Genomic DNA, 22,105 nt, shown 5'->3' with positions numbered 1-22,105 from the left:
CCTCCCTCCCTAGCATGTGGAAGGAAATATTCCGCCTTCTCTTCAGGCCTGTGACCCGAGCGAGGGAGCATGGCAGAGGACCCTGCCGGATCGGCACCGCCGGCAAGCTTGAAGCCGAACGCGATCGGCTTCGTCGACGCGCTGGTCATCGGACTGAACGCCACGTCCCCGGCCTACTCGGTCGCCGCCGTCATCGGCCCGATCGTGGCGCTCGTCGGTATCTACGCCCCCGGAGCGCTGTTCGCCTCCTTCGTCCCGATGCTCCTCATCGCATCGGCCTTCTACTACCTGAACAAGGCCGACCAGGACTGCGGGACGACGTTCTCCTGGGTGACCCGCGCCCTGGGACCGTGGAGCGGATGGCTGGGCGGCTGGGCCATCGCGATGACCGGCGTGCTCGTGGTGGGCTCGCTGGCGGACGTCGCCGTCAGCTTCGGGCTTATGGCCGTCGGTCTCGACAGCTGGGCCGACAACGCCTTCGTGCGCCAACTGCTCGCGGTGCTCCTGATCATCGTGATGACCGGACTGTGCGTCATCGGGACCGAGCTGTCGGCGAAGGTGCAGAACTTCCTGATCCTGGCCCAGGTGGCCTTCCTCATCGTGTTCGTGATCGTGGCCCTCTACCGCGTCTACGCGGGCACGACGTCCTTCGACTCCGTGAAGCCCTCGGTCGAATGGCTCAACCCCTTCGGGGCGGGCGGCGCCGCGCTCACCGGCGGTCTGCTGCTGGGCGTGTTCATCTACTGGGGCTGGGAATCGGCGGTCAACCTCACCGAGGAGGTCGAGGACTCCGCGAGCGCGCCCGGCAAGGCCGGCGTGTGGTCGACCGTCATCCTGCTGGTGACGTACCTGTCCGTCGGCTTCGCGGTCGTGGCGTTCGCCGGAACGGCCTACCTGGCGGAGAACGCGGGGGAGGAGGAGTTCATCTTCGCCCTGCTGGCACGCGAGGTGATGGGCGGCTGGGACTGGGTCGTGCTGCTCGCGGTCGCGACATCGGCGCTCGCCTCGACCCAGACCACGATCATCCCGGCGTCACGCACCGCGCTGTCGATGGCCCGCCGCCACGCCCTGCCGGCGCACTTCGCCCGTATCAACCCCCGGTTCCGGACCCCCGACGTGAGTACGTGGTGGGTGGCCGCCATCGCCATCGCCTGGTACGTCGTCGTCAACCAGATCAGCGAGAACGCGCTCTTCGACTCGCTGACCGCGCTCTCCCTGCTCATCGCCTTCTACTACGCGCTCACCGGGGTCGCGTGCGCGGTCTACTACCGCCGCCATCTGACCGAGAGCGCGCGCAACTTCTTCCTCATCGGCCTCGGTCCGGTCGTCGGAGCCGGTCTGCTGACCTGGCTGCTGGTCCGATCGGTCATCGACATGTCCGACCCGGCCAACTCCTACAGCGGTTCCTCCTGGTTCGGGCTCGGCCCGCCACTCGTCATCGGCATCGTCATCACCCTTATCGGCGTGGTGCTCATGGTGGTACTGCGGTTCCGGTCACCGGCCTTCTGGGCCGAGCGGCGAGGCGTGGTCGACCCCGATCTCGTACACGGCAAGGAGTCCTGAGATGTCGGTGGTCCTCGGGTACGACGAGTCGCCGGGCGCGGCGCGCGCCCTCCGAGCGGCGATCGAGGTCGCCGCAGCCTTCGGCGAGCGGCTCGTCCTCGTCTACGGGGCGGCGCCGCCCGGTCCCACCGGCGAGGAGTACCGCGCCCATTACGACGCCATCCGCCAGGCCGGACGCGCAGGTCTGGAACACGCGGTCGCCTCGGCGGAGGAGGCGGATGTGCCGACCACGGTCGAGGTCATCGACCTGAATCCTGCGCAGGCCCTGATGGAAGCCGCCGCGCGCCACGACGCGAGGGTCATCGTGGTGGGTACCTGGGGCGAGAGCCCGATACGGGGTGCGCTGCTCGGCTCCACCCCGCACAAGCTCCTGCACCTGTCGACCGTCCCGGTGCTGTGCGTGCCGACCGAGTGATCCGGCCGGCCACGCGCCGGCCGTGACCGTTCCGCCGCCCTGTCAGCCGAGCACAGCGGCCCGTACGCACAACACGTCCGGCAGGTGCGAGGCGAGCTGTTGCCAGCTGTCGCCGTCGTCCGCGCTCGCGTATACCTCGCCGTTGCGGTTGCCGAAGTAGACACCGGCCGGGTCGGCGTCGTCGGTGCAGAGGCCGTCGCGCAGCACCGTGCCGTAGTGGTCGCCCTCCGGAAGGCCGCGCGTCAGGGGCTCCCAGGTGTCGCCCGCGTCCCGTGTGCGGTACACACGGCAGCGGTGACCGGCGGGGACCCGGTCCGCGTCGGCGTTGATCGGGAAGACGAAGAACGTGTCCGCTCGGTGCGGGTGCGCGGCGGCCGCGAAGCCGAAGTCCGAGGGCAGACCGGCTCCGATGTCCTTCCAGCGCCTCCCGCCGTCGTCGCTGCGGAACACACCCCAGTGGTTCTGCAGATAGAGCCGGTCGGGATCGGCCGCGTCCCTGGTCACCTTGTGCACGCACTGGCCGAACTCGGGATCGGGATCAGGCAGGAAGACCGCCGAGACACCCTTGTTCGACGGAGCCCAGCGCTCACCGCCGTCCTCGGTGCGGAACACACCCGCCGTGGACACGGCGACGGTCACCGCCGAGGCGTCCCTCGGATCGGTCAGGATGGTGTGCAGCCCCTCGCCTCCTCCACCGGGCACCCACCGGGACCGCGTCGGATGCTCCCAGAGCGGGCGGACCAGTTCGAAGGTCTCACCGCGGTCGTCCGACCGGAAGAGCGCCGCCGGTTCGGTCCCCGCGTAGACGACGTCGGGCGCCTCGGGGCCGGCGGGATGCAGCTGCCAGACCCGCTCCAGCGAGGCGTCGGTGAACTGCGGGAACTTCACGGCCGGTTGCTGCGGCTCCACCCAGGTCGCGCCGAGGTCGTCCGAGTGGAAGACCGACGGACCCCAGTGCGCGCTGTCCCCGCCGACCAGCAGCCGGGGCGTCCCTCCCCGGGTGTCGATGCCGATCGAGTAGATCGCCTGGGCGTTGAACTGCGGATCGCCGAACTCCCAGCTGCCGCCGCGCCTGCGGCCGATGAAGAGTCCCTTGCGGGTGCCTACGGTGAGGAGTACATCGGTCATGACAGGGCCTCCCGATACGCCGTTGTGCCGGATACGGGCCAGTCTGCACCCCGCCACTGACAACAGCCCGTAGCGACGACACCCGCCGGACCACGGCAGGAGCGGTGCGCGGGAGGGGCCGGTCCGGAGCCCTGCCGCGCCTTCCTCAGCGCGGGGCCGGTGGAGCCGTGCTGCTGCGGACCACGAGGCTCGTCGCCAGGTCCACCCGCGTGGTCGCGGGCCGCCTGCCCCGCCCCAGGTCGAGGACCAGCCGGGCGGCGGTCTCGGCCATCTCTATGAGCGGCTGGCGCACCGTGGTCAGCGGCGGCCCGATCCACCGGGTGAGCGGCAGATCGTCGAAGCCGACCACGCTGAGGTCCTCAGGGATGCGCAGCCCCAGTTCGCGCGCCGCCTCGTACACGCCGAGCGCCTGGAGGTCGTTCCCGGCGAAGATCGCGGTCGGAGGTTCCGGCATGCGCAGGAGATCCAGCGCCGCGGTGTATCCGTCCTCGTGGTTGAACTCGCCCTCCCGGACCAGCCCGGGGTCCATCGCGACGCCCGAGGTCTCCAGGGCCGCGCGGTAGCCGTCGAGCCGGGCACGGCTGCACATCATGCGGGCAGGCCCCCCGATGACACCGATCCGCCGGTGGCCAAGCCCTGTCAGGTGGCGGGTCGCGGCGATGCCGCCCTGCCAGTTGGCCGCCCCCACCGACGGGATGTCGTCACCGGGGTCACCCGCCGGATCGACCACGACGAACGGGATGGAACGGCTGTTCAACTGGGCCCGCTGCGCCGCGTCCAGGTCCGAGAGCACCAGGATCACCCCGGCCGGGCGGCGTGCCAGGACGCCGTCCACCCAGGTCTGGCCCGGAGTCAGCCGGCCGGCGCTCTCCGACAGGACGAGGCTGAGGCCCTCCTCCCTGGCGACGTTCTCGACGCCACGGACGACCTCCATGGCCCAGGCGCTGTCCAGCTCGTGGAAGACGAGGTCGATCAGCTGGGACTGCTGGGACGCGCCACGCCTGCGGCGGTAGCCGTGCCGCAGCAACAGCTCCTCCACCTTCGTGCGCGTCCCGGGGGCGACGTCGGCGCGCCCGTTCAGCACCTTCGAAACTGTCGGAGCCGAGACTCCGGCCGCTCGGGCGATCTCTGCCAGCGTGGCGGTGCTCTGCGACGACTCGCCGACGGACGCCTTCGCCTGTTGGGGCTGGACCTTTGCAGGGCTCATGCACGAATCGTAACTCCCCATGGTCCGCGAGCAGAGGTCCGGGCGAGCTTCGTGAATCCTCGCTCCCGCCCTCTTGACTGGCCCGAAACACGACCGTACGGTTCCGGCAACATTCGAACGTCACGCCGAAACATTCGACAGAGGTGCGGTCATGCGGTCGGGGATATTCGCTCAGGGCACACGTACGACGAGATGGGCCGCGGCAGGTGCGGCGATGGCCATGGCGGGCCTGCTGGCCGGCTGCGGCTCCGGGGCCGGCGGCAAGGACGGCGGGACCATCACCGCCTACGTCTACGGTGACGACGCCGTCAAGGTCCAGCAGGCCGCGGTCGACACGTTCAACAAGACCTCCGAGGTCAAGGTCAAGCTCGTGTCTGTCCCCGGCACCGACTACGTGAACAAGCTGCGCAGCGCCATGGGTTCGCCCAGCGCCCCGGACGTCTTCTTCAACTGGGGCGGCGGATCCGTCAAGCCGTACGTCGACTCGGAGGACCTGGTCGACCTGACCTCGACGGTCAAGGACGACGCCACGCTCAAGGACGGCTTCCTGCCGTCCGTCATGGAGGCGGGCAGCCTCGACGGGAAGATCTACGGGGTGCCGATGCGCGGCATGCAGCCCGTGATGCTCTTCTACAACAAGGCCCTGTTCGAGGAGCACGGCCTCCAGGCGCCCCGGACCTGGCAGGACCTGGAGAAGGCGGTCGCCACCTTCGACGAAGCCGGGATCACGCCGTTCGCCCTCGGCGGCGCCGACAAGTGGCCCGAACTGATGTGGATGGAGTACCTGCTGGACCGGATCGGCGGACCTGAGGTCTTCCGGAGGATCCAGAACGGTGACACCGACGGCTGGGGCGACCCGGCGGTGCTCGAGACGGCCCGGACGGTCAGGAAGCTGATCGACGACGGCGCCTTCGGCAAGAACTTCAACTCCGTCGACTACGGCAACGGCGGAGCCCCGACCCTGCTCAGCAAGGGCAAGGCGGCCATGCACCTCATGGGCTCGTGGGAGTACTCGACGCAGTTGGGCAAGGCCCCCGAGTTCGCGAGGAAGGACCTCGGCTGGACCACCTTCCCCACGGTCACCGGGGGAGTGGGCGACCCCGCGAACGTCGTGGGCAACCCCACCAACTACTGGTCGGTCAACGCCCGCACCAAGCACAGGGACACAGCAGTCGCCTTCCTGAAGACGATGGCGTCGAAGACCTACGCCCAGGCCCTGGTCGACAACGGTGACGTACCCACCACGTCCAACGCTGCCTCGATGCTGAGCGGTTCGCCCAACCCGCAGTTCGCCGCCGACCAGTACCAGATGGTGCGGAAGGCGCCGAGCTTCACCCTCTCGTGGGACCAGGCGCTCGAAGCCCGCTACGCCACGCCCCTGCTGACGGAGATCAGCAAGCTGTTCGCCGGCAAGAGCACTCCCGAGCAGTTCGTCGAAGCGATGAAGGCCGTCAGGTGACGAGGTCCCCTCACCCCCCGGCCACGAAGAGGCACGGAGACCGGAAGGCGGCCGTCGGCGACGTCGGCCGCCCCCCGGTCGCCTGGGCCGTCCCCGGCATCCTCTTCTTCGCCGTCTTCGCGATCGTCCCCCTGGCCATCGCCGTCTACCTCTCCTTCTGCCGGTGGGACGGGCTCGGCTCGCCGACCCTGACGGGCCTCGACAACTGGACCCGGCTGTTCAACGACTCCGAGTTCGGCCAGGCCGCCTGGCTGAGCCTCCTGCTCACCACGATCAGCTGGGCCTTCCAGACGCCGGTGGCCCTGCTGCTGGGCGTCTGGGCGGCGGGCCGTCAGCGCAGCCGCGCCTTCCTGTCCGCCGTCTTCTTCGTCCCCCTGCTGCTCTCCACCACCGCGATCGCCATGCTCTTCCACGCGCTGCTGGACCCGAACTTCGGTGTCATCAGGACGATCGGGCCCTGGCTGGGCATCGATCCCGACGTCATGGGATCGTCCACCGGCGCCCTGCTCGTCGTGGCCTTCGTCGGCGGCTGGCAGTTCATGCCGTTCCACACGCTCATCTACCAGGGCGGGGCCCGCCAGATCCCCGAGGTCCTCCACCAGGCCGCCGCCATCGACGGCGCCGGCATGGTGCGGCAGTTCTTCCACATCACCCTGCCGCAACTCCGCCACACCATCACGACCTCTTCGGTCCTGATGGTCGTCGGCTCCCTGACGTACTTCGACACCGTGCTCATCATGACCAAGGGCGGGCCAGGCACGGACACGACGATCCTGCCTTACCTGATGTACCGGACCGGTTTCCAGACCTACGACCTCGGCTACGCCGCCGCCATCGCCACCGCGCTCGTCGTCGTGGCCACCAGCATCTCGCTGGCGATGGTCCGCTTCAGCGGGTTCGGGACCATGCGGTCCACCCGGGAAGGTATGTGACGCCATGTCGATCGACACCCGCCCCGCCGCGCCGCAGCACCGGGCGAAGCCTTCCGCGCCGCGCCGTGGACGCCCGGTCCGCCGCCGCGGGTCCCTCGGCAACCCGGTGGCCGGCTTCGGCTCGCTGGTCTGGCTCCTGGTCGTCCTCGTGCCGCTCTACACCCTGGTGTCCGCGTCGCTGATGCGCCAGGACCAGGCGCTGAACGGTGATCCGCTGGCCGTCCCGACCGACCCGACGCTCGACAACTACCGAACCGTCCTGGACAGCGGGTTCGTCTCGCTGCTCGGCAACACGGCCGTCGTCGCCGTCGCCACGGTGGCCATCGTGCTGGTGCTCTCGGTCCCGGTGGCGTACGTGGCGGTGCGCACCCGCAGCCGCCTCTCGTCGCTCGCCTTCCGGATGTTCCTGCTGGGCGTCGCGATCCCGGCGCAGGCGGTGATCGTGCCGCTGTACCTGATGATCGGCAGACTCGGCCTGTACGACACCCTGTGGGCGATCATCCTGCCCACCGCCGCCTTCGCCATGCCCGTCGCGGTCCTGGTCCTCAGCGGCACCATGCGTGACGTCTCCGAGGAGATGTACGAGGCGATGTCCCTCGACGGCGCCTCACCCGTACGCATGCTGTGGCAGCTGGCGGTGCCACTGTCCAGGGCCGGGATCGGCACGGTGGCGATCTTCTCCGCCCTGCAGGCGTGGAACGGCTTCCTGTTCCCGCTGATCCTGACGCAGTCGGAGGAGAACCGCGTACTGACGCTCGGGCTGTTCAACTTCATGGCGCAGTTCGGAGTGAACATCCCGGCGGTACTGGCGGCGATCGTCCTCTCCGTCGTGCCCGTCTTCGCCGTGTACCTCGTGGCCCGGCGCGCGCTCGTGAACGGACTGATGGGGGTGGGCGGCAAATAGCGACCCGACGCCGCCCCGGACCGACGCACTCATGAGAGGAACCCCTGCCGCCATGGCAATCCACCCCGCCCCGCAGCCCCGTCAGGCCGATCCGCACCCTCCCGCGGACGGCCCGTGGCGTGACCCCTCGCTCAGCCCCGAGGAGCGGGTGGCCGATCTGGTGTCCAGGATGACGCCGCAGGAGAAGGCCGCCCAGCTGTACGGAATCTGGGTGGGCGCCGACGCGGAGGGCGGCGGAGTCGCGCCGCACCAGAACGACATGGTCGACCCGGTCGACTTCGAGGACCTCACCAGGCGCGGACTCGGCCAGCTCACCCGCCCGTTCGGCACCGCCCCGGTGGACCCGGGCGTCGGCGCGCTCTCGCTGGCCACCGCGCAGGCCAGGATCGTCGCAGCGGGCAGATTCGGTATCCCGGCGCTCGCCCACGAGGAGTGCCTCGCCGGCTTCACCGCCTGGGGGGCGACCGCCTACCCGGTCCCGCTCGCCTGGGGGGCGGCCTGGGATCCCGAGCTGGTCGCCGAGATGGCGCGGCGGATCGGCGACGACATGCGTTCGGTAGGCGTCCACCAGGGCCTCGCGCCGGTCCTGGACGTGGTGCGGGACCTGCGCTGGGGCCGCGTCGAGGAGACCATCGGCGAGGACCCGTACCTGGTGGCGACCATCGGCACGGCCTACGTCCGCGGGCTGGAGTCCGCCGGGATCGTCGCCACGCTCAAGCACTTCGCGGGCTACTCCGCGTCGGCGGGAGCGCGCAACCTGGCACCGGTCAGGGCCGGAGCCAGGGAGATGGCCGACGTGATCCTGCCGCCGTTCGAGATGGCGGTCCGTGAGGGCGGTGCCCGCTCGGTGATGCACTCCTACGCCGAGATCGACGGCGTACCCGCCGCGGCCGATCCGTCCCTGCTCACCGGACTCCTCCGCGACACGTGGGGATTCTCGGGCACGGTCGTCGCCGACTACTTCGGCATCGGCTTCCTGGAGACCCTGCACAAGGTCGCCGGGAACCGTGCCGACGCCGCCCGCCTCGCCCTCACCGCCGGGGTGGACGTCGAACTGCCCACCGTGCGCAGCTACGGCGACGAACTGGTCGCCGCCGTCCGCGACGGCCTCGTGGCCGGGGAGCTCGTGGACCGCGCCCTGCACCGCGTCCTGCTCCAGAAGTGCGAGCTTGGCCTGCTCGACCCGGACCGGCCCGCCGTGCCGGCGGTCCTCGACGGAGTGGAGCCGGGACGGGCGCGTGGCTCGGTGGACCTCGACCCGCCGGGTAACAGGGCCCTCGCGCGGCTGCTCGCCGAGCGGTCCTGCGTGCTGCTGGCCAACCCCGAGGACGCGCTGCCGCTGAGCGGCGCGGGCCGGATCGCGGTCGTGGGGCCCCGCGCCGACGACCCGCTCGCGATGCTCGGCTGCTACTCCTTTCCCAGCCACGTCGGGGTCATGCACCCCGACGCGCCCATGGGCATCGACGTCCCGACGCTGCTGGAGTCGCTGCGCGAGGAGTTCCCCGGTGCCGAAGTCGACCACGCGCAGGGCTGCGAGGTGGACGGCACGGACGACTCCCGGATCGCCGAGGCCACCGCGCTGGCGGCCGGCGCCGACGTCTGTGTCGCCGTGCTGGGCGACCGCGCGGGGCTGTTCGGCCGGGGCACGTCCGGGGAGGGCTGCGACGCGGCCGACCTCGCGCTGCCGGGGCTTCAGGGCGAGCTCCTGGACGCGCTGCTGGCGACCGGCACCCGGGTCGTCCTGGTGCTGCTGACGGGACGTACGTACGCGCTCGGGGGCCGGGCCGAGCGGCTGGCCGGCTGTGTGCAGGCCTTCTTCCCCGGCGAAGAGGGCGGCCCGGCGCTCGCCGGTGTGCTCTCCGGGCGGGTGAATCCCTCCGGACGCCTGCCGCTGGGCGTTCCCCGCGGTCCCGGTGGCCAGCCCTGGACGTATCTCCAACCTCCGCTCGGCCTGGCCAACGGGGTGAGCAACCTGGACCCGACCCCGCTCTATCCCTTCGGCCACGGGCTCTCGTACACCTCCTTCGCCTGGGCGCCCGGTGCGGACGTGCCGGCCGAGCTTCCCACCGACGGTGAGACCGACCTCGGTATCACGGTGCGTAACACCGGTGACCGCGCGGGCGCGGAGGTCGTCCAGCTCTACGCCCACGACCCCGTCGCCCAGACCACCCGTCCCGACGCGCGGCTGATCGGCTACGCCCGGGTGGCGCTCGCCGCGGGGGAGTCCCGGCAGGTCAGTTTCCGATTCCACCCCGACCTGGTCTCCTTCACCGGCACCGGTGGGCGCCGCATCGTCGAGCCGGGTGATCTGGAACTCCGCTTCGCCACCTCCAGCGACGTGGCCGACGTGAAGCACACCGTCCGGCTGCGCCTCACCGGACCCGAACGCACCGTCGACCACCGGCGGCGCATGGTCTGCGCCACGACGATCGACCCGCCGCTCGCCCGGAAGTGACGGCGAAACTTTCGAGAGCACGGCAGCCGCCGGATTCCGGGTGGCCGACCCGGTCGTGGTACTCCAGAACCTCGTGGTGGACACCAGCGGTCTCGAGCCCGGTAGCCGGGGCCCGCAGGAGAGTCTCCGGCCGAGCCGGCCGGAGCGGGACGAGGAGGCGGCAGGGATGAGCATCGAGATCCAGGACACCGAAGGGCGCGGCGCGAGGCTGGACGTGGCCCCCGGACCGCGGGACGGGCCGCTCCAGGTCGGGATCCTGGTCGAGGGCCACTCGGGGCGCGCCTCCTGGTCCTGTTCCCCGGCCGTCGCCAGGGAGCTGGCCGCCGCGCTCGTCGCGGCTGCGGAGGAGTCGGAGCACGCCAGGGACGCCGATCCCGTCACGGTCAAGGCGCGGGAACTGCTCCGCGGCGACGTGCGCGACGGGGACCGGGTCATGACGGTGGAGGCGGTGAGGAGGGACGGGGCGAACGTGCAGGTGACCTGGACATCCGGCGGCGGCCGCAGCTGGAGCCAGCTCTACGCGGCCGAGACCGACATCAGGCTGAGGCGCAGGCTGCGCGCCGGGATGTAGTTGGGGCGTCGCGGGTCCATCGTAATCCGACGATCACCGTACTACGGTCGTTGTCGTAGTACGGTGACTCTCGTACTACGGTGATTCTCGTAGTACGGTGTTCTTCGTACGAAGCGGTGGCCCGGTGCGTCCGCGCCGCCGCGCCGCCCGCCCGTCGTGTCCCGATGAACCCGGAGCCTTTCGTGAGCGCACTCTTCGAGCCCTACACCCTGCGGTCGCTGTCCATTCCCAACCGTGTCTGGATGGCTCCGATGTGCCAGTACAGCGCGGAGGCGTCCGGGCCGGGCACCGGCACGGTCAACGACTGGCACTACGCCCACTACGCCGCCCGCGCGGTGGGCGGCACCGGGCTCGTCCTGGTGGAGGCGACCGCGGTCAGCCCGGAGGGCCGGATCAGCCCCGCCGACCTCGGGATCTGGAACGACCGGCAGGTCGAGGCGTTCCGCCGCATCACCGACTTCGTCAGCGGCCAGGGGGCGGTCCCCGGCATCCAGCTCGCGCACGCCGGGCGGAAGGCGTCGACCGAGCGCCCCTGGCGCGGCGGCTCACCCATCGCCGCCGACGCCCCCGAGGGCTGGCAGCCGGTCGCCCCCAGCCCGCTCCCCTTCGGCGAGGGCGACCCGGTGCCCGAAGAGCTGACGACCGACGAGATCCAGCAGATCGTCGAACAGTTCGCCGAGGCCGCCCACCGGGCACTGGCCGCGGGCTTCGAGGTCGCCGAGATCCACGGCGCGCACGGCTACCTGATCGGCGAGTTCCTGTCGCCGCACAGCAACCACCGCACCGACGCCTACGGAGGCTCCTTCGAGAACCGCACGCGCTTCGCCCTGGAGGTCGTCGACGCCGTGCGCGCCGTGTGGCCCGAGGAGCTCCCGCTGTTCTTCCGCATCTCCGCCACCGACTGGCTGACCGAGAACGACGACGACGCGCGCGAGGGCTGGACGGCCGACGACACCGTCAGCTTCGCCCGGCTCCTGCTCGCGCACGGCGTGGACCTGCTGGACGTCTCGACCGGCGGACTGGCACCGAAGGTGCGGATCCCGCTGGAGCCCGGCTACCAGGTGCCGTTCGCCGAGCGGGTGCGCACCGAGACCGGCCTCCCGGTCGCCGCCGTGGGGCTGATCACCGACCCCGTACAGGCGGAGAAGATCCTCGCCGACGGCAGTGCGGACGCCGTCCTGCTCGGGCGTGAGCTGCTGCGTGACCCGTACTTCGCCCGCAGGGCCGCGCGGGAGCTGGGCGGCGACGTCCGGACGCCCGAACAGTACGGCCGGGCGGTGTGACGCCGCGTCTGTCGGTACGCTGAGCCGCGATGTCCACTCCGCAGGGCCCCACGCTCCGCGAGCTGGCCGTACAGGCGCTCTCCTCGACGATGCGCGGATACGACCTGCTCGCCCCCAAGTTCGACCTGACGCCGTACCGGACCCCGGACCGGGTACTCGACGCCGTCGCCGACGAGGTCCGGACGCTCGGGCCGTTCGGCAGGGGGCTGGACGTCTGCTGCGGAACCGGCGCGGGCGTGGGTGTCCTGCGCGGGCTCTGCGCCGAGACCGTCACCGGCGTCGACTTCAGCGCCGGCATGCTCACCGTCGCGAGAGCCTCGCACGCGGCCTCCGGTGACGGTCCGGCCGTGGACTGGGTACGGGCCGACGCGCGGGCCCTGCCGTTCGGGCCGGTCTTCGACCTGGCACTGAGCTTCGGGGCCTTCGGCCACTTCCTGCCCGCGGAACGCCCCGGACTGTTCGCCCAGGTGCGTGCGTCGCTGAGGCCTGGAGGGCTGTTCGCCTTCCCGGTCGGCGCGCCGCCCGCTGCCGGCTCGCGGGCCTACTGGTCGCTGCTCGGCTTCGACGCGGCCATGCGGGTACGCAACGCCTTGTGGCGCCCGCGATTCGTCATGTACTACCGCACGTTCCCGCTGGCCGGGGTCCTGGGCGATCTCGACCGCGCAGGCTTCCGGACCCGGCTGCTGCCTCTGGAGGGCCTCGGCCGGCGACGGGACGGCAGTCCGCGCGCCCGCCTCGTGGTGGCCGCGGTCCCTGAATAGAGATTCGACGGTCCTCGTACAATGGAATACCCCGGACGAAGTGGAGCCGCCGTGACGTCGAACGCCGCTCGTGTGCTCGACCACCCCTCGCGCGAGGAGATCCGCGTCGAGGCCGTGCTCCACGCGCTCTCCGATCCGGTCAGGCTGCGGATCGTGCGCCAACTGGCCGGTGCGGCCGACGAGCTGGCCTGTTCCCGTTTCGAGCTCCCGGTGTCCAAATCCACCACCACGCACCACTTCAGGGTGCTCCGCGAGAACGGCGTCATCAGCCAGTTCTACCGCGGCACGGCCAAGCTGAGCTGTGTGCGGACGGAGGACCTGAACGCCCTGTTCCCCGGCCTGCTGGACAGTGTCCTCGGGGCGGCGGACCTCCAGGCCCGGCGCCTCGGCGAGGACTGAGCCGACGGCCCGGACCGGCGCACGCACGGCCGGGACGCGGGTGCGGTCACCGGCCTCAGGTCATCAGCGCGCGCATGCGCCCGATCTCCACCGTCTGCTGGGTGACGACGTCATTGGCCATCTCCTCCACCAGCACGTTGTTGCCGTCCGTCAGAGCCTCCGTCGCCATCGTGACCGCGCCCTGGTGATGGGTGATCATCAGCTCGAGGAACAGCTTGTCGAACGCCTTCCCCCGCGTCGAGCGTAGCTGTTCCACCTGCTTCTCCGTCGCCATGCCGGGCATCGCGGAGTGTTCGTGGCTCTCCTTGCGGGCGTCTGGGCCGTTGTTCTTCAGCCACCCCTCCATGGCGCCGATCTCCGGCTTCTGTGCCGCCTCCACGCGCTGTGCGAGCCGTTCGACCGATGCCGAGTCCACGCGGCCGGGAACCAGGGCGGTGAGCACCAAGGCCTGCCGGTGGTGCTCGATCATCATCCGCACGTACCGGTAGTCGGCCGAGTTGGGGGTGTCGTCACCGGCGGCCTCGGCGGCCTCGCCCGGTGAAAGCGTCCTGGCCGGCTCGCCGGGCTTTCCCGGAGCGATGACCGAAGGCCCCTCGTCCGCCGCGGACTTCGTCCCCTCGCCGGAGCCGCCCGCGTCGCAACCGCCCGCGAAGAGGGCTGCCGTGAGCGCCGTCGCCAGGACAGCGGTGCGGGCACGCGTGGGCCGACGGTGATTCAGCACGGCTACCTCCAGGGTCACTCGGGTGTGTTCCGGACCGTCCTAACACCTTCCACAGGCCAGTGATCAAACACTTTCATTACGTCTGTGTTGCCATCTGTTGGTGTGTACATGAGAGGGACGATACTGCCGGGGTCCACGAACCGTTCCTCGACGAACGGACACAAGGGAGGACGCAGTGACCTCGTTGCACACCACAAGCGTGCGGCGCAGACGTCTGGGTGTGGCGGCAGCCGCGGCCGGGCTGATCGCCACTCTGCTGACAGCCGGCCCCGCGGCTGCGACACCCGACCCGGGTGACACCGCAACCACCCGCGGTGGTGCTTCCGTGAGTGAGCAGGCCGAAGCCAGGGCCGCAATCGAGAGCGGTGAGATACCCGGCGTGGACGAGATCGTCCACAGCGACAACATCGAGCATCTCTCCAACACCCCCAAGGACGCACTCCAGGGGCTCAACACGGACCTCGCCTTCCAGGGCAGGTACGCCTACGCCGGGAACTTCGACGGCTTCCGGATCTTCGACATCGGCAACCCGAAGAAGCCGAGGACGGTCGCGCAGGTCCTGTGCCCCGGTTCGCAGAACGACATCTCGGTCTCCGGGAACCTGCTGTTCCTGTCCACCGACTCCTCGCGCAGCGACAACTCGTGTGCCAGCACCACTCAGCCCGCCACGGAGAAGTCCTCCTGGGAGGGCATGAAGGTCTTCGACATCAGCGACAAGCGCAACCCGAAGTACGTCGCCGCGGTCGAGACGGCGTGCGGCTCGCACACCCACACGATCGTTCCCGAGCGGAGGGACGTGTACGTGTACGTCTCCTCCTACTCGCCGAACGCGACGTTCCCGGACTGCCAGCCGCCGCACGACGGGATCTCCGTCATCAAGGTGCCGCGCGGCGCTCCCGAGAAGTCCCGGATCGTGAACTTCCCGGTGCTCTTCCCGGACGGCGGGAACCCGGGCGCGCCGGAGAACCCGGGTGTCTCCAAGACGACCGGCTGCCACGACATCACGGTGCTGCCGTCGAAGGACCTCGCGGCCGGGGCGTGCATGGGCGACGGCCTGCTGTTCTCCATCAAGGACCCGGAGAACCCGAAGATCATCGACCGGGTCCAGGACAACGTGAACTTCGCGTTCTGGCACTCCGCGACCTTCAACCAGGATGCCGGCAAGGTCGTCTTCACCGATGAGCTCGGCGGCGGCGGAGCGGCCACCTGCAACGACGAGATCGGCCCCGACCGCGGTGCCGACGGCATCTACGACATCACCGGCAGGGGCGACCACCGCAAGCTGGTCTTCCGCGGCTACTTCAAGATCGACCGCCCGCAGGCCGACACCGAGGTCTGTGTCGCGCACAACGGATCGATCATCCCGGTCAAGGGCCGCGACCTGATGGTCCAGGCCTGGTACCAGGGCGGGGTCTCCGTGTGGGACTTCACCAACTCCTCCGAGCCGAAGGAGATCGCGTACTTCGAGCGCGGCCCGGTCTCCACGGACGCGGTCACCACCGCGGGGCCGTGGTCGGCCTACTACTACAACGGCTACATCTACTCCAACGACATCGCCAAGGGCTTCGACGTGCTGAAGCTCGACGACCGGCGGACCGATCCGGCGAAGAGGGTCCGGCTCCCGGAGCTCAACGTGCAGACGCAGCCGGACTACTTCGGCGGCCGTTGAGCGAACCGCTTCCCCCACAGGTGAAACGAGTGCCCCGCCGGGCGGTCTCCGCCCGGCGGGGCACTCCTGTCTCATTGACCCCCGGGCGGCACGGGGAGATGCTGTAACCCCTGATTCCGGCGATGCGGGGGATCGCCGGAATCAGCCACGGGCCGCAGGGCCGGATCCGCTCAGGCGGCGGGCCGCAGGCTCGTCCCCGCGGCGGCGGCCCACTCCACCAGCAGCTGCTGGTACTGCGCCTCGTCGTCCGGGGACAGCAGTCCTCCGGAGCGCTGCCACAGGTCGCGGATCTCCTGGTTCACGACGAAGGCCGGGCGCGCACGGGCGGACGTGTTCGGGTAGAGGGACATGCTGACCAGGTTAGGCCCCGTCGGAGCCACTGACCCCCTTCGCGGACAGGGATATCCCTCACACCGTCTCCCGGAATCCTTCACGAACGGAGCGGACTCCGCCCTTACCCGGTGAGTCCCACCAGACCGAGTGCCCGGAGCCCGTCAGGCCGCTCCGACACGGGCAGGTGGTCCACGAAGCGCACTCCGCACCCCACCGCGACGGCGCCCCCGTCCGCGCGGCGGTCGTCACCGACCATGACGACGTCCGAGGGGTCGTGCCTCAGCAGGGCGCACGCCGTGCGGAACAGCCGGGGGTCGGGCTTCTGCACGCCGTGCTCGAAGGACAGGACGTAGACGTCGATGAGTTCGTCCAGGCCGTGCGCGCGGAAGACGGGACGCAGATCCCAGCCGATGTTGCTCACGACACCGATCGCCGTCCCGTTGTCGCGGAGTCCCCGCAGCACCTCCGCCGCGTCCGGATACGGTTCCCAGGCGGCGGGCTCCATATGGCGGTCGTAGAGCGCGTCGCAGAGGCCGGGGTCCGGAAGGCCGACCCCGCGGGCCAGACCCGTGTACGCCTCCCTGTGGTGTCGCGCGCTGCTGTCCCGTGCGGCCCACACCGGAGCCAGCTCGGACGGGACCCGCTCGGGTGAGGGTCCTCCGGGCAGCGCCCCGGCGGCCGTCAGCCGCCGTGTGTACCGATCGAGATCGGCCTGTTCCATGGGCGTACCCCGGTGGTCCAGGGCCGCGCGCAGCCACGAGGTGACGGACTCGATCCTGAAAAGGGTTCCGGAGAAGTCGAAGAGTGCACCCTTGATCCGCATGCGCCCGATCATCGCGGCCCCCGGACCGGCCTACAAGGGCGGCTTCCCGCCTGCCGGCTCCCGCCGCCCGGTGTACGCGGCGTATCCGGTGAGTGAGAGGGCGCACACTGCCCCGCCCAGCAGCGTTCCGCCCACCACGTCGCTCAGCCAGTGCACGCCCAGGTACAGGCGTGTCAGGGCTACACCGGCCACGGACACTGCGGCGAGTGCGAGTGAGGCCCACCACACCGGGGCCTGAACGGTGTGGATGCGGAGCAGACAGAGGAGGAGTCCGCAGGTCACCGCCGCCGTCATGACGTGGCCCGAGGGGAAGGCGGCGTAGTTCGCCGAGTCCACCGGGTCGGGCCAGCGGGGCCGGTCCCGGCCCACGAGGGCCTTCAGCCCCTGCTGCAGGAGTGTGGCCACGGCGCTCGTCGCCGCCACCCACACGGCGAGCAGACGCGTCCCGCGCCACCACAGGGCGATCACGGCCACCGCGGTCAGGGCACGCATGGTCCAGGGGTCCCACACCCAGTCCGTCAGCACCCGGTTGACATGCACCAGTCCGGGTTCTCTCACCGCGTTGCGGTGCAGGGCCTCGGCCACCGTGCTGTCCAGGGAGATCAGGGGGGACCAGCGCACCGCGACCAGCACGAGCAGGACGACGGACAGGAGGGCGCAGGAGAGGCCCAGGGTGAGGAGGGGAGGGCAGTTGCGTGTGGGGCGGAAGGGGAGGCGCATGCGCCGATCCTCGCGGACGGGCCGCGCTTCGGGCTATCCCAGGGCGCGGAGTCCCGGCACGAAGGCGACGAACAGCGGTACGACCGGCACCAGTGCGGCCGCTGCCGTCAGCCGCAGCCGACGGCCGGCGCTGAGCCGGTCGACCGGAGTGAGCAGCCGGTTCACCCGGAGCGGCACGAGAGCGCCGGAAGTCGCTCCGGGGCCGAACACCCCGCGCTCCTCGTTGAGTTCGACCAGGGCGAGCGCGATCGTCAGGCGCCCGAAGCGCCGCGACGCCACGTCGTCCGCCGCCAGTTCGACCAGGCGGTGCATCTCGTCGCGGAAGGCGGCGAAGACCGGGATCTGCGGGAAGCCGTTCGCCAGCGCGCCCGAGCAGTGCAGCAGCCAGTCGTGCCGGGCCTGGGCGTGTCCCTGCTCGTGTGCCAGCACGGCGTCGAGTTGACGCCCTTTCAGCCGGCCGAGTGCCGCTGTGGTGATGACGAGTTGGGGCGCCGCCCCGGGCAGCCACCAGGCGTCGGGGCGTTCCCCCTCAAGCACCACGAGACGTCCGCCGCCCGGCTCCTCGCCCGGCATCAGCGGGGACCGGACCAGCAGTTCGGTGCGTCGTGTCCGACGCCGGCGACGCGCCCGGTGCACCTCGCGTACGAGCATCGCCGCGGTCCATACGCCGCCGAGTGCCAGCAGCACCGCGATGACCGCCGACCACGGCCCGTAGGCACCGAGGGCGTACGCCTCGACGACGCCGTGCGGGGCGGGTGCGAAGACGTGGCCGCGCACCGCCTGCCAGGCGGCGGCCGCGCTGAAGGTCATCGAGAGTCCGAACGAGAGCAGGACGCCCGCCACCACGCACTGCCAGACCCACAGGGCCACGACGGGCTCGGACTCCGGCCACCGGGCCCTCGCCATCAGGCCCGGGGCCGCGACGGCGGCCAGTGCGCCGAGCAGGAGCAGGGCCAGGGAGACCAACATGGGCGCCAGCCTATGAGCGCCGCGGTGTCCGCGGGTACGGCCTCGCGCGTCAAGTGACGTACGCCACGGCGTGCGCGGCCCGCCGTCTCACAGAGTGAGCAGCATGGTGAACATCGCCATCGCCATGGTCAGCCTGCACCCCAGCGCCAGTTCGGGCCGCGCACCCCAGGCGACGACGCCCACCGTGCCGCCGTCCGCGACGGCGACGGGTGCGGGAGCCGGTATGAGGTGTCCCGCCGAGCGGAGGGCGTAGAGGGCGTAGTAGGCCAGCAGCGTCCCCGTCAGGACGGGGACGCCTCCGGCCGGTCCAGCGCCGTGGCCGGTGTGGGCGCCGGCCACGGTGTGGGCGGCGCCCTGCACCATCACGACCGCCATGTAGAGCATGGCCAGCGAGCCGACGAGGTGGTGCGGATGGTGCCCGCCGACCCTGACGCGGGTGAGGGCGCGCAGCGACGAGGCGCCGAACACCACCGCGTACACCGCCCAGGTCCATCGCGGAGGTGTGAAAAGAGCTGCGGGGACCGCCATCGCGGCCATCCCGAACCCCATCAGGGCCTCGGAGCGTGCCGCGCCGCGTTCCCTCTCCGTGCCGCTTCGGGTACGGAGCAGGCAGTAGGCACCCGTGAGCCCGCACAGCACCATGAGCAGCCAGCCGGACAGTGCCGGTCCGTGCACAGCGCACCTCCCCCTACGGCGAACGACGCCGGTGTCGTCCCATCGATGCCCCGCTCCGGCCGCTCCTACCGGGGCGCATCGAGGTACTGGGGGAGCGCGCCCGGGCCCGTGGGGGGCGCGGCCGGTGCCGCGTTAGTCTCGGGACCGCACAGTCGGCAGCACCTCACCGGAGAAGAGCCACATGGACATCGCACCGGCCACCACACGGGCGGAACTGACCTTCCGCGACGCAACCGAGGACGACGTCCCGGTCCTCGTGCGACTCGTCGAGTCCGCGTACCGGGGGGACGTGAGCCGGGCCGGATGGACCACGGAGGCGGACATCCTCCAGGGGCAGCGCACGGACGCGGACGGGGTGCGCCAGGTGCTCGCGGCCCCCTCCGGGCGGGTCCTGATCGCGGAGCGGGAGGGCGAGCCGGTCGCCTGTTGTCAGCTGGAACAGCGTGGAACGGCCGCCTACTTCGGCATGTTCGCGGTCAGGCCGGAGTCGCAGGGCGCGGGTCTCGGCAAGGTGATCATCGCCGAGGCCGAGCGCGTGGCCCGCGCGGACTGGGGGGCCGGCGAGATGCACATGACGGTGATCTCGGTCCGCGAGGAGCTGATCGCCTGGTACGAGCGCAGGGGATACCGCCGTACGGGAGAGCTGACGCCCTTCCCGTACGGCGACGAGCGCTTCGGCATTCCGCAGCGTGCGGACCTCGCGTTCGAACTGCTGGTCAAGGAGCTGTAGCGACCCGCCCGGGCCCGACGGCGAACCGGCCTGCCCGGGTGCCCCGAAGGCCGCTCAGGCGGTGAAACGGCCCGCGCGGCGGATCTCCGGGTAGTCGGTCGTCGCGCCGTCCAGGCCCAGCGCGCGTACCAGGCGCAGGTGGTCCTGGGTGTTCACCACCCAGCCGATCACCTTCAGGCCCTCGGCGTGCGCCTGCTCGACCACCTCCAGGGTGACACGGCGGATGTTCAGGGCGAGGGTGGCCGCCCCGACAGCCTTGGCCCGCTCCACCACGTCGCCCTCCCAGCGGCTCGCGATGAGCACCGTCCGCACCCCCGGCACCAGCTGGGCGATCTCGGCGACCGCCTCGTCGTGGAACGAGGACACCTCCACGCGGCCGACGAGACCCCGCCGCAGCATCACCTCGGCGAGCGCCCGCGCCGCGGCCACGTCCTTGATCTCGGCCTGCACGGGTGACGCGACGGCGTCCAGGACCTCCTCGAAGACGGGCACCCGCTCGCCCTGGCCGGCGTCGAGCTCCCGGAGCTCGACGAGGGTCTTCTCCGAGATCAGCCCTTGTCCGTCCGTCGTGCGGTCCACGGCGGGGTCGTGCATCACGGCGAGCGCGCCGTCCTTGCTCAGGTGGAGATCCAGTTCGACGGCGTCCATGCCGGCCTGTTCCGCGTGTGCGAACGAGCGCAGCGTGTTCTCCGGTTCGACACCCATGACTCCGCGATGTCCGATGGTGAGAAAAGTCAAGGCACTCCCGCTTCCGTCCGTCGTCCTCGTCCCGCCCGCGACTCCTACCCCCCAGGGAGGCAGGCCGCACACGCCGGACGGCCAGTGCCCGCGCGGTCGCACGGAAGAAGGTGTCCTGTGGATGTGCGGCAGGAAAAACCACGGTGAGAATGAGAGGAGGCAGGATAATTTTCTGCCCTCCACTTGTCTCGAGGAACCGCACATGGATACGGTTACGTGACGCGAGGTCCTCCCGTGAAGGAAGTGTTATGACGGAAATTCTTGAGCACGCCACCGCCGCCGGCGCGATACCTGCTGCCCAACGGGTCGTGGAGCACCCGGCCTGGCCCGTGCTCAAGAGTGCCGTCGAGGAACTCCGCCCATGGCAGTCCAAGGACGGCTCCATCGACCTGGAGGCCGACAGCGCACCCTCCGCCGAAGCGGCCGCCGCCGTCGTCGAGCGGGTCGCGGCGGCGGTCGAGCAGCTCTCGCCGCTGCTCCCGCACGACGAGGCCTATCACCACGCGCTCGTCGCGGACCTGCGCCGCTGGGCCGCCGAGGGCTTCGGCGTCCCGGACTTCCTGGACTCCCTGCTCGCCTTCCAGCCCGCCAGGAACCGCGCCGACGGCCTCCAGCACCTGGTCGTGTTCGCCATGTACACGCAGAACGGAAACCCCGACCGCAACCTCGAAGCGGTCGTTCTGCGGATGGTCTGGCCCGAGTGGCTGGCCGACCTGGAGGCCACGCGCTACGACAACCCGATGTTCTGCGGCATCACCTTCGAGGACTTCACCGCCGGCTACGACACGAACTCCGCGGTGCTCTTCCCCGAGACCATCGCCGTACGCGAGGCGCCGGAGCGCTTCAGCTGGGGCGGCATCTTCTGCGACCGCGAGGCCGCCCGCTTCCGCCGCGTGACCGAGGCCTCGGTGGACCTGCTGGGTCTGGAGCTGCCCGACGACATCCGCGAGATGCTCGGTGACCAGAAGCGCTGCGAGCAGGCCTTCGTGCTCTGGGACATGGTCCACGACCGCACCCACAGCCACGGCGACCTGCCCTTCGACCCGTTCATGATCAAGCAGCGGCAGCCGTTCTGGATGTACGGACTCGAGGAGCTGCGCTGCGACCTCACCGCCTTCAGGGAGGCCGTCAAGCTGGAGTCCGACGGCTTCGGCCAGGGCCGTGACGTGCAGTTCGCGGTCCTCTTCGACCGGATGTTCCGCTTCCCGGTCACCGGCGAGCGCGTACGCAACTACGACGGCCTCGGCGGTCAGCTGCTCTTCGCCTACCTCCACAAGCACGACGTGGTCCGCTGGACCGACAACACGCTCAAGATCGACTGGGAACGCGCCCCGCAGGTCACCAACCAGCTCTGCGGAGAGATCGAGAAGCTCTACCGCGAGGGCATCGACCGCCCGAAGCTCGTGCACTGGTTCGCGGCGTACGACATGGTGGCGACCTATCTCTCGCCCCACCCGGGCTCCCGCTGGGCCAAGGGTCCGGACGCCCTGGACCTCGCACAACCGCCTCGCAAGCTCGTCGACGACGTGCTTCCGGACGAGTTTCCCCTGAGCATGTTCTATGAGGCGCTCTCGAAGAAGCTGAAGCATGTGATCGCCTCCACCAAGGGGATCACTGCGGCGGATGCCGGGCGGGCAGCCGCATGAGCAC

Annotated in this window: 22 protein-coding genes; 13 read left to right on the top strand and 9 right to left on the bottom strand. The window is 70.6% G+C overall.

The features are described 5' to 3' along the window. Window positions 1-69: 69 nt before the first annotated feature. Together AB0I83_RS19925 and AB0I83_RS19920 are read left to right on the top strand one after the other, a co-directional pair. The gene (locus AB0I83_RS19925; RefSeq protein WP_363305538.1) at window positions 70-1,563 is read left to right on the top strand and encodes an APC family permease; all 1,494 of its coding nucleotides are present in this window, start codon (window positions 70-72) and stop codon (window positions 1,561-1,563) included. A 1-nt stretch (window position 1,564) separates the two neighbouring features. Further along, complete coding sequence (locus AB0I83_RS19920) at window positions 1,565-1,978, top strand: universal stress protein (protein WP_356535018.1); 414 nt, start codon at window positions 1,565-1,567, stop codon at window positions 1,976-1,978. Window positions 1,979-2,020: 42 nt separating this feature from the next. Here AB0I83_RS19920 and AB0I83_RS19915 read toward each other — a convergent pair whose 3' ends face one another. Together AB0I83_RS19915 and AB0I83_RS19910 are read right to left on the bottom strand one after the other, a co-directional pair. Further along, window positions 2,021-3,106 carry a sialidase family protein gene (locus AB0I83_RS19915; RefSeq protein WP_356535019.1) on the bottom strand — a complete coding sequence of 362 codons (1,086 nt, stop codon included), beginning with the start codon at window positions 3,104-3,106 and terminating at the stop codon, window positions 2,021-2,023. 145 nt (window positions 3,107-3,251) lie between these two features. Then, window positions 3,252-4,313: a LacI family DNA-binding transcriptional regulator gene (locus tag AB0I83_RS19910; protein ID WP_363305537.1), complete on the bottom strand. Its 1,062-nt coding sequence runs from the start codon at window positions 4,311-4,313 to the stop codon at window positions 3,252-3,254. Window positions 4,314-4,527: 214 nt separating this feature from the next. On the opposite strand from AB0I83_RS19910, the gene AB0I83_RS19905 reads away from it, so the two are divergent. The 8 genes from AB0I83_RS19905 (at window position 4,528) to AB0I83_RS19870 (ending at window position 13,077) form a co-directional block, all read left to right on the top strand. Further along, on the top strand, window positions 4,528-5,772 hold the full coding sequence (locus AB0I83_RS19905) for an extracellular solute-binding protein (RefSeq protein WP_363305561.1): 1,245 nt from the start codon (window positions 4,528-4,530) through the stop codon (window positions 5,770-5,772). Beyond that, window positions 5,769-6,704, top strand: a complete 936-nt coding sequence (locus AB0I83_RS19900) for a sugar ABC transporter permease (protein ID WP_363305536.1) — start codon at window positions 5,769-5,771, stop codon at window positions 6,702-6,704. The genes AB0I83_RS19905 and AB0I83_RS19900 overlap by 4 nt, the downstream gene beginning before the upstream one ends. A 4-nt stretch (window positions 6,705-6,708) precedes the next feature. After that, complete coding sequence (locus tag AB0I83_RS19895; protein ID WP_356841880.1) at window positions 6,709-7,608, top strand: carbohydrate ABC transporter permease; 900 nt, start codon at window positions 6,709-6,711, stop codon at window positions 7,606-7,608. A gap of 52 nt (window positions 7,609-7,660) precedes the next feature. Next, window positions 7,661-10,063 (top strand): glycoside hydrolase family 3 N-terminal domain-containing protein, encoded by a 2,403-nt coding sequence (locus AB0I83_RS19890; RefSeq protein ID WP_363305535.1) that lies wholly within the window; start codon window positions 7,661-7,663, stop codon window positions 10,061-10,063. A gap of 166 nt (window positions 10,064-10,229) precedes the next feature. Then, window positions 10,230-10,634 (top strand): hypothetical protein, encoded by a 405-nt coding sequence (locus AB0I83_RS19885; RefSeq protein WP_363305534.1) that lies wholly within the window; start codon window positions 10,230-10,232, stop codon window positions 10,632-10,634. A gap of 182 nt (window positions 10,635-10,816) precedes the next feature. Next, window positions 10,817-11,917, top strand: a complete 1,101-nt coding sequence (locus AB0I83_RS19880) for an NADH:flavin oxidoreductase/NADH oxidase (protein ID WP_363305533.1) — start codon at window positions 10,817-10,819, stop codon at window positions 11,915-11,917. A 29-nt stretch (window positions 11,918-11,946) separates the two neighbouring features. Then, window positions 11,947-12,678: a class I SAM-dependent methyltransferase gene (locus tag AB0I83_RS19875; protein WP_363305532.1), complete on the top strand. Its 732-nt coding sequence runs from the start codon at window positions 11,947-11,949 to the stop codon at window positions 12,676-12,678. A 51-nt stretch (window positions 12,679-12,729) separates the two neighbouring features. Then, window positions 12,730-13,077 (top strand): helix-turn-helix domain-containing protein, encoded by a 348-nt coding sequence (locus AB0I83_RS19870; protein WP_363305531.1) that lies wholly within the window; start codon window positions 12,730-12,732, stop codon window positions 13,075-13,077. Window positions 13,078-13,132: 55 nt separating this feature from the next. Here AB0I83_RS19870 and AB0I83_RS19865 read toward each other — a convergent pair whose 3' ends face one another. Beyond that, complete coding sequence (locus AB0I83_RS19865) at window positions 13,133-13,816, bottom strand: DUF305 domain-containing protein (RefSeq protein WP_363305530.1); 684 nt, start codon at window positions 13,814-13,816, stop codon at window positions 13,133-13,135. Window positions 13,817-13,973: 157 nt separating this feature from the next. Here AB0I83_RS19865 and AB0I83_RS19860 point away from each other — a divergent pair, with 157 nt between their 5' ends. Then, window positions 13,974-15,467 (top strand): hypothetical protein, encoded by a 1,494-nt coding sequence (locus AB0I83_RS19860; protein ID WP_363305529.1) that lies wholly within the window; start codon window positions 13,974-13,976, stop codon window positions 15,465-15,467. A gap of 170 nt (window positions 15,468-15,637) precedes the next feature. Here the strand turns inward: AB0I83_RS19860 and AB0I83_RS19855 are convergent, their stop codons facing one another. The 5 genes from AB0I83_RS19855 to AB0I83_RS19835 form a co-directional block, all read right to left on the bottom strand. Beyond that, window positions 15,638-15,817 carry a hypothetical protein gene (locus tag AB0I83_RS19855; protein WP_356535029.1) on the bottom strand — a complete coding sequence of 60 codons (180 nt, stop codon included), beginning with the start codon at window positions 15,815-15,817 and terminating at the stop codon, window positions 15,638-15,640. A 104-nt stretch (window positions 15,818-15,921) separates the two neighbouring features. Further along, complete coding sequence (locus AB0I83_RS19850) at window positions 15,922-16,623, bottom strand: HAD family hydrolase (RefSeq protein WP_363305528.1); 702 nt, start codon at window positions 16,621-16,623, stop codon at window positions 15,922-15,924. Between the two features lie 30 nt (window positions 16,624-16,653). Then, on the bottom strand, window positions 16,654-17,343 hold the full coding sequence (locus AB0I83_RS19845) for a phosphatase PAP2 family protein (RefSeq protein WP_363305527.1): 690 nt from the start codon (window positions 17,341-17,343) through the stop codon (window positions 16,654-16,656). A 33-nt stretch (window positions 17,344-17,376) separates the two neighbouring features. After that, window positions 17,377-18,312 (bottom strand): M56 family metallopeptidase, encoded by a 936-nt coding sequence (locus AB0I83_RS19840; protein WP_363305526.1) that lies wholly within the window; start codon window positions 18,310-18,312, stop codon window positions 17,377-17,379. 87 nt (window positions 18,313-18,399) lie between these two features. Continuing rightward, on the bottom strand, window positions 18,400-18,987 hold the full coding sequence (locus AB0I83_RS19835; protein ID WP_363305525.1) for a DUF5134 domain-containing protein: 588 nt from the start codon (window positions 18,985-18,987) through the stop codon (window positions 18,400-18,402). Window positions 18,988-19,168: 181 nt separating this feature from the next. On the opposite strand from AB0I83_RS19835, the gene AB0I83_RS19830 reads away from it, so the two are divergent. Next, window positions 19,169-19,717, top strand: coding sequence for a GNAT family N-acetyltransferase (locus AB0I83_RS19830; protein ID WP_363305524.1), 549 nt, complete (start codon window positions 19,169-19,171; stop codon window positions 19,715-19,717). Window positions 19,718-19,771: 54 nt separating this feature from the next. Here AB0I83_RS19830 and AB0I83_RS19825 read toward each other — a convergent pair whose 3' ends face one another. After that, on the bottom strand, window positions 19,772-20,422 hold the full coding sequence (locus AB0I83_RS19825; protein ID WP_356535035.1) for a glycerophosphodiester phosphodiesterase family protein: 651 nt from the start codon (window positions 20,420-20,422) through the stop codon (window positions 19,772-19,774). A gap of 281 nt (window positions 20,423-20,703) precedes the next feature. Between AB0I83_RS19825 and AB0I83_RS19820 the strand changes: the two genes are divergently transcribed. Further along, window positions 20,704-22,101 (top strand): DUF6421 family protein, encoded by a 1,398-nt coding sequence (locus AB0I83_RS19820; protein WP_363305522.1) that lies wholly within the window; start codon window positions 20,704-20,706, stop codon window positions 22,099-22,101. Window positions 22,102-22,105 lie beyond the last annotated feature (4 nt).

It is taken from the genome of Streptomyces sp. NPDC049970, from assembly GCF_040660235.1.
Lineage (GTDB): Bacteria > Actinomycetota > Actinomycetes > Streptomycetales > Streptomycetaceae > Streptomyces.
This window is presented reverse-complemented; position numbering and strand designations above follow the sequence as displayed.